Origin of the sequence: Mesorhizobium sp. M0768, from assembly GCF_040320195.1 — a bacterium.
Lineage (GTDB): Bacteria > Pseudomonadota > Alphaproteobacteria > Rhizobiales > Rhizobiaceae > Mesorhizobium.
Genome location: NZ_JAMYPD010000013.1, coordinates 18,618 through 33,351, shown reverse-complemented (window position 1 = coordinate 33,351; position 14,734 = coordinate 18,618). Strand labels below are relative to the sequence as shown.

Annotated in this window: 12 protein-coding genes; 5 read left to right on the top strand and 7 right to left on the bottom strand. The window is 60.0% G+C overall.

What is annotated here, in order from left to right:
* Position 1 precedes the first annotated feature (1 nt).
* Genes asnB through NKI08_RS17925 form a run of 3 tightly spaced genes read left to right on the top strand, consistent with a single transcriptional unit; the run spans position 2 to position 3,899 of the window.
* On the top strand, positions 2 to 2,023 hold the full coding sequence (gene asnB, locus NKI08_RS17935) for an asparagine synthase (glutamine-hydrolyzing) (RefSeq protein WP_352541719.1): 2,022 nt from the start codon (positions 2 to 4) through the stop codon (positions 2,021 to 2,023).
* Positions 2,020 to 3,576: a class I adenylate-forming enzyme family protein gene (locus tag NKI08_RS17930; protein WP_352771210.1), complete on the top strand. Its 1,557-nt coding sequence runs from the start codon at positions 2,020 to 2,022 to the stop codon at positions 3,574 to 3,576. The genes asnB and NKI08_RS17930 overlap by 4 nt, the downstream gene beginning before the upstream one ends.
* 56 nt (positions 3,577 to 3,632) lie before the next feature.
* Complete coding sequence (locus tag NKI08_RS17925; protein WP_023675628.1) at positions 3,633 to 3,899, top strand: acyl carrier protein; 267 nt, start codon at positions 3,633 to 3,635, stop codon at positions 3,897 to 3,899.
* A gap of 99 nt (positions 3,900 to 3,998) precedes the next feature.
* Here NKI08_RS17925 and NKI08_RS17920 read toward each other — a convergent pair whose 3' ends face one another.
* Positions 3,999 to 4,691: a N5-glutamine methyltransferase family protein gene (locus NKI08_RS17920; protein WP_352771208.1), complete on the bottom strand. Its 693-nt coding sequence runs from the start codon at positions 4,689 to 4,691 to the stop codon at positions 3,999 to 4,001.
* A gap of 399 nt (positions 4,692 to 5,090) precedes the next feature.
* Between NKI08_RS17920 and NKI08_RS17915 the strand changes: the two genes are divergently transcribed.
* Together NKI08_RS17915 and NKI08_RS17910 are read left to right on the top strand one after the other, a co-directional pair.
* Complete coding sequence (locus tag NKI08_RS17915) at positions 5,091 to 6,842, top strand: type I secretion system permease/ATPase (RefSeq protein WP_352472473.1); 1,752 nt, start codon at positions 5,091 to 5,093, stop codon at positions 6,840 to 6,842.
* Between the two features lie 239 nt (positions 6,843 to 7,081).
* Complete coding sequence (locus tag NKI08_RS17910) at positions 7,082 to 8,380, top strand: HlyD family type I secretion periplasmic adaptor subunit (protein ID WP_352472472.1); 1,299 nt, start codon at positions 7,082 to 7,084, stop codon at positions 8,378 to 8,380.
* A 58-nt stretch (positions 8,381 to 8,438) separates the two neighbouring features.
* Here the strand turns inward: NKI08_RS17910 and NKI08_RS17905 are convergent, their stop codons facing one another.
* The 6 genes from NKI08_RS17905 to NKI08_RS17880 all read right to left on the bottom strand — a co-directional run bounded on the left by NKI08_RS17905 (position 8,439) and on the right by NKI08_RS17880 (position 14,618).
* Complete coding sequence (locus tag NKI08_RS17905) at positions 8,439 to 9,701, bottom strand: polysaccharide biosynthesis/export family protein (protein WP_352541721.1); 1,263 nt, start codon at positions 9,699 to 9,701, stop codon at positions 8,439 to 8,441.
* Positions 9,688 to 10,959: a hypothetical protein gene (locus NKI08_RS17900; protein WP_352771205.1), complete on the bottom strand. Its 1,272-nt coding sequence runs from the start codon at positions 10,957 to 10,959 to the stop codon at positions 9,688 to 9,690. The genes NKI08_RS17905 and NKI08_RS17900 overlap by 14 nt, the downstream gene beginning before the upstream one ends.
* A complete protein-coding gene (locus NKI08_RS17895) occupies positions 10,956 to 11,960 on the bottom strand; it encodes an SDR family NAD(P)-dependent oxidoreductase (protein WP_352472469.1) in 1,005 nt (334 codons plus the stop codon). Before NKI08_RS17895 ends, NKI08_RS17900 begins: the two co-directional genes overlap by 4 nt.
* Positions 11,961 to 12,034: 74 nt before the next feature.
* Complete coding sequence (locus NKI08_RS17890) at positions 12,035 to 12,709, bottom strand: sugar transferase (protein WP_352472468.1); 675 nt, start codon at positions 12,707 to 12,709, stop codon at positions 12,035 to 12,037.
* Complete coding sequence (locus tag NKI08_RS17885) at positions 12,706 to 13,842, bottom strand: DegT/DnrJ/EryC1/StrS family aminotransferase (protein WP_352472522.1); 1,137 nt, start codon at positions 13,840 to 13,842, stop codon at positions 12,706 to 12,708. Before NKI08_RS17885 ends, NKI08_RS17890 begins: the two co-directional genes overlap by 4 nt.
* Positions 13,843 to 13,895: 53 nt before the next feature.
* A complete protein-coding gene (locus NKI08_RS17880) occupies positions 13,896 to 14,618 on the bottom strand; it encodes a nucleotidyltransferase family protein (protein WP_023675619.1) in 723 nt (240 codons plus the stop codon).
* Positions 14,619 to 14,734: the final 116 nt, after the last annotated feature.

The following is a 14,734-nucleotide window of genomic DNA, read 5'->3' as shown; positions in this document are numbered from 1 at the left end:
GATGTGCGGCATCGCCGGAATTGTGTCGCTGAGCGCCGCAGCGGCGCCCCCTTCCCGGGATGCGCTGATACGTATGGCGGGCGCGCTGGCGCATCGCGGCCCGGACGAGCGCGGCCTTTACCGGGACAGACGTGCGGGATTGGCGCATGCCCGCCTGTCCGTCATCGATCTCGCAAGCGGCCAGCAGCCACTCGCCGGCGCGGGCGACACGATGTGGATCGTCTTCAACGGCGAAATCTTCAATTACGTCGAGCTGCGACAAGATCTGGTCGCGCTCGGTTATCGCTTCCGCACACGCAGCGACACCGAGGTCATCGTCCATGCCTATCATGCCTGGGGCGAGGCCGCCTTCGAGCGAATGAATGGGCAGTGGGCAGTCGCCATCTGGGACTCCGTGGCAGGTCGTCTCGTCTTGTCTCGGGATCGGTTCGGCATCTGCCCGCTGCACTTTTGCGAGCATGGCGGGCGGCTTTACTTCGCCAGCGAGGTGAAGGCCATTTTCGCGGCCGATGCGGATATACCCCGCGCCTTCGATCCAGCCGGCATCGATCAGACTTTCACACTCTGGACTGTCGCGCCGCCACAAGGCGTGTTTGGAGGAGTAAGCGAACTCACGCCGGGGCATGTCCGCATTTATGACAGCGGCGTCGTCCGGGAGCGGGCTTTTTGGAAGCCTGACTATCCAGAGGTTGACGGACCCGGCGATGATGAATTCACCGGCTCGCTTGATGACGCGGTGGAGGAAGTGCGCAGCGCCCTGGAAGCCGCGACGGCGCTCAGGATAGTACGCGCCGACGTGCCGGTCGGCTGCTATTTGTCCGGCGGGCTCGACAGCTCGCTGGTCGCCACGCTGGGGAGACGCTTCGCGGGCGAGCGCTTCCAGACTTTCTCGCTGCGTTTTGCCGACGCCGAGTATGATGAGACGCATTTCCAGCGCTTGGTTGCCGGCGTGGCCGGCAGTGACCATCATGAGGTGGTTGTTTCGCGCAGCGATATCGCTGGCATCTTCCCTGAGGTGATCTACCACACCGAGCGGCCAATCCTCAGGACCGCGCCGGCGCCGCTGTTCCTGCTCTCGAGACTGGTGCGCCAGCACGGCATCAAGGTCGTGCTTACCGGCGAAGGGGCCGACGAAATGTTCGCCGGCTACGATTTGTTCCGCGAGGGCAAGGTCCGCCGCTTCTGGGGACGCCAGCCCGCCTCGACGCGACGCTCGCGGCTGCTGGAGCGCCTCTATCCCTATCTCAGCCGCTCGCCGGTGCAGCAGCAGGCAATGGCACGCCAGTTCTTCGGGCGCGACATTCACGCCTGTGACGCGCCTGGTTTTGCGCATGGCACGCGCTGGCGTACCACAAGCGCCATCAAGCGGCTGTTTTCGGCAGACATGCGCGCCCAAACGGAGCGCCGCAACGCCGTGTCCGAGCTGCTTGCCCGCCTGCCGCCGGAGTTTTCGCGATGGGGCTCTCTTGCGCAGGACCAGTACATAGAGATTCAGACGCTGATGTCGGGATACCTGCTTTCCTCACAAGGGGACAGAATGCTGATGGCTCATTCCGTCGAGGGGCGCTTCCCGTTCCTCGATCATGAACTCGTGAGACTCGCGAATTCGCTTCCGGCCGCCTACAAGCTGCGCGTGCTCGATGAAAAGCATGTGCTGAAGCGCGTAGCGCAACCGATCGTGCCGTCGGAAATCGTCACCCGCAAGAAGCAGCCTTACCGGGCTCCCAACGCGCTTTGCTTTGTCGCAGATGGCGCTCCGGCCTATATTCGCGAAGCACTTTCGGAGGCGGCGCTGCGCGAAACGAACGTCTTCGATCCCAAGTCGGTTACCCGGCTCCTGAGCAAGTGCCAGGCCAGCGCCGGCGGCGGCGACCTGTCCAACTCCGACAATATGGCGCTGGTCGGAGTGCTGTCGACGCAGCTTCTCCATCGGCAATTTATCGCGAGCCGTCCAAGTGGGGCCCGCACGCTCAAGCTCAGCATCGATATCGACCGCGAACACCGCGAAGAGGTGCTCGCATGATGCATGGCGCCGTACCGCTCCTGCACGACTATCTCACCCACTCTGCCAGCCGGCTCGGCGAGAAGGTGGCCCTGGTGTGCGGCAATCAACGCGTCACTTATGGCGATCTCGATATGCGTTCGAACGCCATAGCGCACCATTTGACCGATGCCGGAATTGCGCGTGGCGATCGCGTGGTGGTCTTCGCCGACAACACTGTCGAGGCCGTCATTGCGTTCTGGGCGGTGCTAAAGGCCAACGCCGTGGTGTGCATCGTCAATCCGCTCACCAAAAGCGACAAGCTTGATTATCTGCTCAACGATTGCCGCCCGACGGCACTGATCACCGACAAACACCTGCACTCGATTTTCAGGGAGCCGGCGCGGAATTGCCCATCGTTGCGCCGCATGATCGTCTCCGGGCCGATCGAACACAGCGACCTGCAAGAATTGCCGCATGCTGTGCGCTGGGACGCTGCGGTCGCGGCAGCCCGCAGCACGCCGCCCTGGCGCCGCTGCATCGACATCGATCTCGCTGCGATCATTTATACGTCCGGCTCGACGGGCGAGCCCAAGGGCGTGATGCTGACGCATCGAAACATGATCGCCGCGTGCGCCTCGATTTCCTCATACCTGGCGCTTGCCGAAGACGAGGTGATCCTCAATGTCCTGCCGCTCGCCTTCGACTACGGTCTTTACCAGATGATCATGGCATTCGGCGCGGGCGCCCGGCTGGTGCTTGAGCGCTCATTCGCCTTCCCGGCGCAGATCCTTGGGCTGATCAAGCAAGAAAGGGTGACGGGTTTTCCCGGCGTACCGACCATCTTCGCCGCACTCGGGGAGCTCAGGTCTCTCAGGGATCAGGATTTTTCGAGTATTCGCTACGTCACGAACACTGCGGCCGCCCTGCCGCTTAAGCACATTCTCCTGCTGCAAGAGCTGTTTTCTGGCGCCCGCATCTATTCGATGTACGGCCTTACCGAATGCAAGCGCTGCACCTACCTGCCGCCGGAGGATCTGGAGCGAAAGCCGTCGAGCGTCGGGATCGCCATCCCCAATACGGAAATGTGGATTGTCGACGAGCATGACAGGCGGGTCGGCCCCGGCATCGTTGGTCAGCTCGTCATCCGCGGAGCGACGGTGATGAAGGGCTATTGGGGCAAGCCGGAGGCGACGGCCAGGAAGCTCAAGCCCGGCCCGCTGCCGGGTGAGCAGGTCCTATACACTGGCGACTACTGCCGGATGGACGCCGAGGGCTACCTCTACTTCGTCGGTCGCGGCGACGAGATCATAAAATCGCGCGGAGAGAAGATAGCGCCGAAGGAGGTGGAAAACGTGTTGATGAACATTGCGGGCGTACGGGAAGCCGCGGTCATCGGCGTTCCGGACGAGCTGCTCGGGCAAGCAGTGAAGGCATTTGTCGTGATGGAGCAGGGAAGCATGCTCGGTGAAAAGCAGTTGCAGAAAGAGTGCCAGAGACGGCTGGAAAACTTCATGGTTCCGAAGTCCATCGTCATCGTACCCAGTCTGCCGATGACCGACACGGGTAAGCTCAAAAAAACGGCCCTGTCATGAGTCGGTACCAGGGCGAAGTTGATCAGCATTCATCTTTTGTACCGGAGGCGAAATAAATGTTATCTACCAAGGATAGAACCGATACCTGCAGCGAACAAATTCGCGCTTTCCTGGCCTCGAATTTCTATATAGCCGATCCCGAGAGCCTGGAGAGCGACACCTCGCTCCTCGACCAGGGCATCGTGGACTCGACGGGTGTGCTCGAGGTTATCGGCTTCATCGAGGAGACCTTCGGCATCACGGTCGAAGACAGCGAGCTGCTGCCGGAGAATCTCGATTCCATCGAGGGAATTGCGCAATACGTCATGCGCAAGAGAAACTGACGCAAGAGAAACTGATTTCCGAAATCTCGCGCAACTCTGTTTCAACTTCCCGGCCGTTTCTAGCCGCGACAGCGCGTCTACCTGCCGCGGCTGCGATGCTTACGCCTGCGCCCTCGTATGTCCCACAACCACCCTGCCCTCACCGGCCTGGTTGGTGACCGCCCGGATACTCTCATAGGCCTTGGAACGCTCGAGCAAACTCATGACCTGCCGATCCTGGCCAAGCCCCACCTCGAAAAGCAGGATGCCTCCGCGCCGCAAATAGCGCGGCGCCTCCTTGAGCACCCGCATGTGGATGCTCAGGCCGTAGGGGCCGGCTGCGAATGCTTCACGCGGCTCGAGCTCGACCAGATGCGAACGGTCGCCCTCGAGCCGTTTTTCCGAAATGTAGGGCGGGTTGCAAACGATCACGTCGATCGTGCCGTCGAGCTCCAAGCCTGAGAAGGCGCTGAACAAGTCGCCCTGAAGCACCGTTACCCGGTCCTCGATTTTAAGATGGGTGACGTTGCGGCGCGCGACCTCCACGCATCCGTCGGTAAGATCGCTTGCCCACACGCGCGCGGTGGGAGCGTGGTGCGCGATGGCGCACGCCAGATTGCCCGCCCCACAGCACATGTCGACAACGCGAGGCACCGGCAGGTTCAGTTGGCTCAGGACATCGAGAGCGGCCTTGCCGAGCAGTTCCGTTTCCGGCCGAGGAACAAGCGCACCGGGCGAGACCAGCAACTGCAATCCCATGAAGGTGCTGCGCCCCCTGCCGTAGGCATCGGCAACATTGATCTCTTCGCTCACGACACTCGCCTCCCCGATTTAGCCGGCGTTGGTGGCCGACGTACCGATGAAGTGTATCTCAAAACCGTTTAACTCTCGATCGACAAAATCAAAACCCATCCGTCGCCAGACGCTTTGAAGCCTTGATGCTACAAAGATGATCATAAGCTTCTGCCGGGTGTCATGATTAGGAATATCTCCTTACCTGACCCGGTTATCCCCAGCCTGGCGAGCCAGTTGCCGAATTCTCAGCCTGGCGTCACGATTTTGCTACATTTTAATCAAAGAAGGCACGTATGTAAGCAATTCGTAATGTTCAGCAGCGGGGCGGGGCTGCTGCTTCCCGGAAGGTTAAAGTTTGTCCCTCATCGAAAGAATCGACGAGATTGCGCGGCAATTTCGCGTCAACGAGCGCACATCATGAAGTCGACCAAAGGGCGCTCGCTCGATCTCCGCTCCGCAATGTTCGGCTGTGTGCACGGCCTCGTCGGCGTAGGCGTTTTCTCGGCATTGATAAATATCCTCGCCTTGACCGGCTCCGTCTACATGCTCCAGGTCTATGACCGCGTGCTGCCTTCGCAGAGCGTGCCGACTCTTATCGGATTTACCGTCGGGATGCTGGGACTTTACGCGGCCTATGGGCTCCTCGATTTCGTGAGGCTTCGCCTGTTGGTCCGCATCGGCAGCCGCCTGCATAGAAATCTGCAGCAAAAAGCGTTCGCAGCCTCGCTTTCCCTGCCCCTCGTCGCCGGGCCGGATGCGAACCGGGTACACCCGCTTCGTGATCTGGACCAGCTACGTGGCTTTCTTTCCGGGCTCGGGCCGACAGTCTTGTTCGACGCTCCCTGGATACCATTTTATATGGTGGTCATCTATCTGCTGCACCCCGCGCTTGGCGTGCTGGCAACGCTCGGCGCATGTGCCGTTGTGTTTTTGACGGTGGTTGCCGAGATCATCGGCCGCAAACCAGCGGCTCGTGCATCTGAGACACTCGTAGCGCAGCGGCTTCTGGCCGACTCCGGCCGCCGCAACGCAGAGGTTGTTCAGGCGATGGGCCTTTCCGCCCCGCTTAGCCGGCGCTGGAACGAGGTCAGTCATCTTTATCTGAAGAACCAGGAACGGCTCTCCGACGTCGTCGGCGCAGCAAGCTCACTGTCGAAGACGCTCCGAATGGCCCTGCAATCATGTGTGCTGGGGCTTGGTGCCTACCTTGTGATCGGCGGCGAGGCCTCGCCCGGCGTGATCATTGCATCGTCCATATTGCTGGGCCGCTCGCTGGCACCGGTCGATGTGGCGATCGCAAACTGGAGAGGGTTTCTGGCAACCCGCAAAAGCTATTCCGAGCTGGCGGCAGCCCTGGATGCTTTTGATAGCCAGCAAGAGCCAATGGAACTGCCCGGCCCGAAGGCTGAGCTTGCGGTCGAGGAATTGACCGTCGCGCCACCAAGCCTGCAGAAGCCCACCATCTTCAATGTAAGCTTCCGCTTGGCGAGAGGCGCAGGGTTGGCGGTCGTCGGCCCGAGCGGCTCCGGCAAGACCACGCTCGTGCGCGCTTTGGTCGGCGCATGGAAGCCGCTTCGTGGCACGGTAAGATTGGACGGCGCCTCGCTCGATCAGTGGAACTCAGAACTGCTCGGCATTCATATTGGCTACCTGCCGCAGGACGTTGAGCTGTTCGACGGGACGATCGCCGACAACATTTCGAGGTTCGGCGGTAAAAGCGACGCAAAAGGCGTGCTGGCAGCTGCCAAGGCTGCGGGCGTGGACAAGATGATCATGCGTCTTCCGCAGGGTTTTCAAACACGCATCGGAGAAGGCGGCGCGGCCCTTTCGGCTGGGCAGAGGCAGCTCGTCGGGCTTGCCAGGGCACTTTACGGCGATCCATTCCTCGTCGTTCTTGACGAACCAAATTCCAATCTGGATGCAGACGGTGATGCTGCTTTGGCCGGCGCAATCCTGGCAGTGCGTCGGCGCGGCGGTATCGTGATCGTCGTTGCGCATCGCCCCTCCGCTCTCGTCAACATCGATCAGGTACTCGTCCTGTCGAACGGGATGCTCCATTCGTTCGGCTCGCGCGAAGACGTTCTGGCAAATGTGGTCCGGCCCTTCCCGCGCCCGGACAAGCCAAACATTGTCGTTCCGCTGCAGCACGGTGCAAGCGGGCATGCGTGAGGTATTGCTTAGTGTCTAACGTGACCATGTCGTCATATGCTGCGGTTGGCGGCGAAGGCCCGCCGACCGGGCAGAAGCCGCAGCCGGATGGGATTCGAGCCAATCTACCCTGGGGTACTCTGGTCCGGAGCCTAGCAGCACATTGTCGTTCCGCCGCACAAGGGTGCAGCCGGGCATATGCGAGGTATCGCTCTGCTGTTGCCGTGTCATACGTCGCAGCCGGTGGCGAAGGCCGTTCGTTGGAGACGAAGCCAGAGCCGGATGGCATCCGGGCCAATCTGCTCTTGGGCCTGGCAACCAGCTTGCTGTTGATCTTTGGCGGAGGGCTCTGGTTGGGATTGACCAAGATTGCCGGCGCGGTGATTGCGCCCGCAACCGTGGTGGTCGAAAGCAACATTAAAAAAGTCCAGCATCAAACCGGCGGCACCATCGGCGGAATCTTCGCGCAGGACGGCGATCATGTGAAGGCCGGCGATGTGTTGGTCAGGCTGGACAACACATTGACCCGAGCAAACCTGCAGATAGTCACCGAGGACCTCAATCGCGCCACCATTCGTCTGGCCCGACTGGAGGCCGAGCGCCAGGGTCTGCCGGAAATGCAGACCCCGCCCGACCTTCGCGCTCAAATGGGCGACCCGCAAGTGGCGGCACTTGTCAGTGGCGAGCGTGCCTTGTTTGAAAGCCGTGCTGCGGCGCTGGCTGGCCAGAAGGCACAATTACAAAGCCGCGCGAAGCAGCTGGAACGTCAGATCGATGGCCTCAAATCGCAGCAGTCTGCAACGGACGAGTCTCTGGATCTGCTGACCAAGAACCTTGCGGATGTCGAATCTCTCTACGCAAAGAAGTTGGTGTCCAAGGAGAGGTTGAGCAATGTCAGCCTGGACAAGACCCGGGCTCGCGGCGAATCGGGACGCCTTGTCGCAGCGATAGCAGAGGTCCAAGCTCACATCAGTGAAACGGACCTGCAGGTGCTTCAGCTCGACGAACAAATGCGGAGCGACGTGACCAACGAACTTCGCGAAACGGAAGCCAAGCAGACCGAGCTCAGTGAGCGCAAGGTGGTGGCCGAAGACGAACTCAGCAGGACAGACATTCGTGCCCCGCAATCGGGCACAGTACAAGAATCCTCGGTCCATACCGTAGGAGGCGTGATTGGCGCGGGAGAGGTGCTCATGATGATTGTGCCCGATTCCGACAACCTTGTCGTCGACGCTTCCATTCCTCCGTCGCGTATCGACGAGATTCATCCCGGACAGCAGGTGTCGATCCGCTTTCCAGCGTTCGACGCCGGCACCACACCTGCTTGCGAAGGCTCGGTCAAGCGCGTCTCAGCGGATCTGATCAAGGATCAGCAACGCCAGCTTTCCTTTTTTTCGGCGCGTATCGACGTCGAGAATGAAGCGACGTGCCTGACAGGAGAGAAAATCCTCAAACCGGGCATGCCCGCCGAAGTCCACATAAGAACCGACGAGCGCAGTGTCTGGTCCTACTTGATGAAGCCCCTCACCGACCAGTTTTCCAGAGCTTTCAGGCAGTAAAGCGGTTGCCACACTCAACCGACAGTGCGGCGGCCGATTGGATCGGGGCGCAGCCGATCTATCGGGTCGCCGCATTTTCGAGAGCGCTGCTGAATCTGACCTCGATCGTGTCTCCCGGCATGACCTCGGTGTCTTCTTGGGCAAGCTGTTTTCGCCATTCTTCGCCGACCTTGCGAATGATCGTGACCTCGGCCTGGATCGTTTCGCCGGCAACCGGCAACGGCAGAGCGGCCGCTCCCGTGGGCTGCAACTTCTGGCTGGCGGCGCGAAGTCTTGCGCCAACGTCGGCAAGACGCACGTTGGTATCCTTCAACTCAGTCAGCAGACCCATTCTTCTTTGGTTGACATTGCGTTCGTGCTGTCTGGTAAAATCGTCCTGCTGACGTCGTGCTCTCATAAGCTCAACCGACGTTTCGAGTGCCCGGCTGGAAGAAAGAACCAAAGCGCGCCGGACATCGGCAAGCCGGGTATTGGTTAGATTTCCGGACTCAAACGCTTTCCTTACGCGCGCCAGCTCGTCTTCGTCCGCCTTCACTCCATCCGCTTCGGCCTGCTCGCGCTTGAGCAGGGTCTCGGTTTGTGCAGCAGCATCCTTGCCACTTTTTTCGAGAAAGCCCTGCTCTTGCCGGAAGTTGTCCAACGAGAGCTTCAGCCCTTCCGCTTCAGCCTGCGCGATCGCCGACGCAAAACTTGCCGGCAAGGGAGATCCTTGTGGTGGCTGCATGTCGAAAGTCGGTTTGTCCTGAAGTTCGGCGCGGATGCGGGCGCTATGAAAATAATCTCTCGTATATTCCCCCCAAAGCGACTCGTAATCGCGCCGCAGATCCACCGGATCCGGGCCAACCTGGTTTGCCCGGGACCGCAAAAGGCTGAAACCGCCTGACACGGCAATCGCCTGCCGCACGGTCATCAGCGGGCGGTAGGCCTGCTGTCCGGGAGTGAGCACGTCGCCGGTCACATAGATCGGCCTGTACTCCGCAACCACGGCGGTCACGTCTGTCGGCTTGATGACGATCATTTGCTCCCGCCCATCAGGCAGACGCTGGTGGAATATCTTGGTCGGCAAGATCGTCTGCATGCGCGTTTGCAGTTCAGCCGGAGTTAAGCCCCCCACCGAAACCATCCCGACTTCGGGAAGCGCGATCGTGCCGTCCATCTGGACCACCGCACGTTGCGTTCGCTCCGGGATGGAGGCAATTCCAATCTCGACGGTGTCGCCGGCAGAAAGTCGATAGGCGACCCGCGGTTCCGCTGCAGCAGCCGTATTCATGGCAGCCAGCATACCGAACACGACAAGAAGCATTCGATCAACGAGGACCATTGGCGGCAATCTCCTTCTGGTTCGACCGCGGCTCTTCCGGCCAATCGAGACGGGTGACGAATTCGTAGACCGGCCCGCCAGGCACGCCCCAGTTGCTCGACCAGATTACCTGTGAGCCGTCGGGGGATGGCGAGGCATGGGTCTCGCTCCAGTAATCGGACGGGACGTTGTGAGTTTGCGTGACGCGTCGAACCTCCCCGCTGCCGTCGAGGCGAAGCGCGATCACCTCTCGCGCATATGGCGCCCAGTCGGGATTGGCAGATATCTCTTCCGGCTTGCCGCCATAGCTTACGAACACCCAACCGCGCCTGTCCAATGCCCGCAGGGATGCATGCTCGGCTTCGCCAAACTTCATAAGTGAGGTGACCTTTCCGTCGGCCAGCCTCCTTTTGATGACGTGATATTTGTCAGGGTCGGACTTGCTGATGCCCACGAAAACTTCGCTGCCATCTTTATCCACCGTCATATCGCCATGGCCGGGGCGATGATGGTCAGTCCACCTCTGCCGCAACGTCCCGTCGACGGAGAAAATAGCCCGCTGCTCTGTGTCCTCGTTCACATTCTGAAAGCACAGGATGTTCGCACCGAGCGGGGAGATCGAGCAGGCGCTGACGGTTCCGGCAAGCTGAGCAAGATCGATGTCCGGAAATTTCCGGCGCTGCTTGAGATCATAGGCAAATACAACCATCGCGCCATCCCCACGGATTGCGCGCACTGCTATGCGATCGCCGTCACGGCTGGGATTGCCTTTGGACGGCCCGAACTGAAGATCACGATAATTCGGTGAAACGAACAGGACGTCTTCGCGATTGGTCCGCGGCGCCCAGGTCGAAATTTTCCGGTCCTGAACGCAGATCATCAGATCGGCATTTTGCGGATGCCATTCGCATTCAGCCGATCGAGCACGACGGAAGAGCGGGACATAGGTCTGCCCGTCGAAAAAGCACATGCCATTGCAGCCGTTGGTGATGACGAGGAGAGTCTGGTCCGAATTCCAGGCCTGGGCGCTGGAATAACGGTGGCTGCAGAATTTTTTCTCGCATACGACTCCATTCCCAAGGGGCCCAGGCTTGGTAATGCGCATGAAAATTGTCCCGAAGGCTGGGTCGGTCGCGGGTTGGAGATAATCGGGCAAGTCCATCGTCACTGGCGCAACAAATTGTCTCGACGCGCTGCTTTGCCGACTGCCTGCCACGGTCAAATCCAACGACAAGGCAGCCGCAATCAACAGAGCCAATCCTCCCGGGCGAAAGCTCATGTCATGTAGCCCATCTCGTGTCGCACCCGGCCTTCGCTGAGGCGCCCTTGCCACCATCCGATGGTCCGCTCCAGGCCTTCGCGCAGGCTGGTCTGGGCACGCCATCCAGTCTTGCTTTCGAGGAGCGAAGAATCGGCCAGCAAGGCACGCACCTCGGAATTCTGCGGCCGCAGGCGGCGCTCGTCCCGGTGGATTGGTTTCTTGCAGCCACTCAACTCGATCACCAGATCCAATATGTCCGAGATCGTCACGGCGCGCTGGCTTCCGGCATTGTAGGCATGGCCAAATTCGAGCTCGGCGGAACCTGCGGTCAAAAACGCCGCCGCGGTGTCTTCCACGAAAGTAAGATCGCGGATCGGGCTTGTGTCTCCCACCATGATCGCCGGGCATTTCTTGTCGAGAGCCTGGCGTATAATGGTCGGTACTATGGCCCGCTCACTCTGGCGCGGGCCGTACGTATTGAAGGGCCGCATGATAACCACAGGGATGTCGAACGATCTGGCGTAGGACTCCGCCATCATGTCCGCGCCGATCTTGGATGCCGAATATGGTGACTGTCCCTGCAACGGGTGCGATTCGCTGATAGGCATTGTCAGCGCGGTGCCATAAACCTCGCTTGTCGAGGTGTGCACCACACGCTCCGTATCCCATTGGCGCGCCGCTTCGAGGACGTTGACCGTGCCCAGGATGTTCGTTTCTACATAGGACTGGGCCGCGGCGTACGAATATGGGATAGCTATCAGTGCGGCGAGATGAAACACGACCGCCTGGCCACGCACGATCCGGTTAAGGAAGGCGCTGTCACGAACATCGCCGCGGATGAGGTTCAACTGGCTTCGAATGGTGTCCGGCAAATCGTCCAGCCAGCCGTGGCTGTCGAAGGAATTGTAGAGAGCCAGCGCAGTGACGTCCGCGCCGCTACGGACGAGTGCTTCGGTTAGATGCGACCCGATGAATCCGTCGGCACCGGTAACCAGAACTTTCCTGCCCTTGTATGCCATGACCCAAGCGTTCCCCCTATGACGTGAGGCACTGACTTTGCAAATCCACGAGAGCGCGGGTTTTCCACCTGCTCTCAAGTTCCGATCGGCGACGGCGAAACCACGCCAAGCACCGCCAGCAAGCCGCGCACCATCCACACAACATCGGAGCCGATCGTGCGCTGCGGATAATAGGAAAGGTCGAGCCTGGCTTTGGCAGGAAACAGAACCTGGCGATAGAACAGTAGCGGGTCCATCGATCGCGGATAGAAACGGGCTTCATGCCGGAAGAGAACCTGGGCTGGACCCAGCAAGCCTGGCTTGTATTGTAAAATGTCTTCGAAGCCCCCGCGAAAACAATCGGCGAAGGCAAGGCTCTCCGGGCGTGGCCCGATGATTGCCATCTCGCCTCTGAAGACGTTCCAAAGCTGTGGCAGTTCGTCGAACTTGGTGACCGCGAGGAACCGTCCTATCGGCGTCATGCGGCTGTCATCGGCCATGGTCAGAGCCAAGCCACCGGGATCACATTGCACGCTGAACTTGCGAAACTTGTACATGCGGAATGGGCGAGCACCGGCCCCGACGCGGGTCTGTGTGAAGAAGATGGGCCGACCGCCTTCCAGCAGCAGCGCCACGGCAATCAGCAGCATCAGCGGGGCGAAGACGATCGCCGCGGCTGCAGCAATGACGAGATCGATTGCTCGTCTCGCAGACCCATGGGCGGCGCTCGAGCCGTTAGGCCTGTGAATGGCTAGGTCCAGGGCATTCATGCGGCCGTTCCTGTCTGAGCGCAGTTATTGACCGCCGCGGCAAGAGCGACCACCACCGTTTCGACCAAAGGTGCGGTGATCTGCGGATGCAGCGGTACAGTCAGTTCGCGCTGCGCGAAATCTTCAGTGCGCGGTAAGTGAGTACCGGGAATGAGCTCACGATAGAGCGTCATCTGGTGCACCGGCGGGTAGTGGATAGTGGTTTGTATCCCTTGCCCGCGCAGTGCGTCGATGACGTCTTGCCTGTCGGCGTAACGTGGCAAAAGGATAGGCATGATGTGGTAGGCCGACGTCCGCGGCTCGTGGAACGGGATGGTCACGGCTGGGCAATGCTTCGCTATGAGACGGCGATACAGCATGACCAGGATACGCCTGATCTCATTCCACTCCTGCAGATTTTGCAGCTGGACCAGTCCGATCGCAGCCCGCAATTCATCCATGCGATAGTTGAATCCGAGCATGGTGACATCATACTGAGGGGTGCGGCTGTTCAGCCTTTGACGTGTCCCGGTGGTCATCCCATGTCCACGCGCCTGGCGGATTGTCTCGAGCAGACCGGCATCCCTGGCGATCACAGCCCCGCCTTCCGCCGTGGTCATGTTCTTGTTGCCGTAGAAGCTGAAGGCGGCCGCGGCACCAAATGTCCCCACCTCCTTCAAGCCCGGCGCATGCGCGGCGTCCTCGACGATGTGCAGCCCCCGGGCACGGGCGAACCTCTGCCATTGTTCCCGATCGGCGAGGTAGCCGGCGAAATGAACGAGAATGATTGCCTTGGTGCGGGCCGTGCATTTCGCTTCGGCTTCCACGATCGACATCAGCGGCACGTCGGCTGACTCGATGTCGACGAAAACCGGCGTCGCACCGACATAGAGGACCGCATTTGCGGTCGCCACGAACGTCAAGGATGGCACCAGCACCTCGTCGCCCGGTCCGATGCCAAGTGCGTGCAAAATGAGATGAAGCGCTGCGGTGCAAGAACTGACCGCGACGCAATCCTCCGCATCATGAACGTCGGCAAAAGCTTGTTCGAAGGCTCGTACCTGCTCCCCCATGGTCAGCCAGCCGCTGTCGATGACCCTGGTCAAAGCAGTCTTCTCCGGCACACCCAAGATCGGGGCACTGACCAAGAGCATCACAACCTCCTAGACTGATAACTGTGGCAACCGGGCTCGTGACTTCATCATCATCATGCAGCCGTCGCGGTGACCTCGATCGAGGCCGACTGGTCTTCCCAGGAAATGGTCTGTGCGTTCTGAAAATCGTCGACGCGCCCGATATCGAGCCAGAGACCCTCATGTTTGTACACGTGCACGGTTGTGCCGTTCTGCATCATCTGCAGCATCAGGTCGTCGAACCCAAAGGGTATGCCGGATGGGATAAACTGCAGAACATCCGGGTTCATGCAGTAAATTCCCATGCTGACCAGATGCGAAAGCGTCGGCTTCTCGCGAAAGACCTGCACGGTATTGTCGACTTCGTCGATGACGCCGAAATCCATCTTGATCAGGCGACAGGCTGTTGCGATTGTCACTGGATCGGTGTGCTTACGGTGCGCTGCTACAAATCGACTGAGGCTTAGATCCGTGAGGACATCGCCATTGAGAACGATGAATGGCTCCGTCAGTTCATCCCTGATCAAAGACAGTGGCCCGATGGTGCCAAGCGGCTCCATCTCCTGCGTATATCGAATTTTCAGGTTCCACTGCGAGCCATCTCCACACACGGTGCGGATCAAGTGGCCGAGATACCCGGTTGTAATATAAACTTCCTGAATGCCGTTGCGTCGCAACCATTTCAGAAGCATCTCGAGAACCGGCCGTGCGCCGATCGGCATGAGCGGCTTCGGCAAGACCGAAGTGAAGGGGCGGAGGCGTGTTCCCATTCCTCCACATTGAATAACCGCTTTCATCCTGGTCCTCCCTTGTTCATTCGGCCTGAACGCCATCGTCACGGGCCGGCTATCCTGCCCTGGTCAGCACCCGGGAAACGCGTTCTTGTCCCCTCAGAAGAACCGGTGAGATTTCC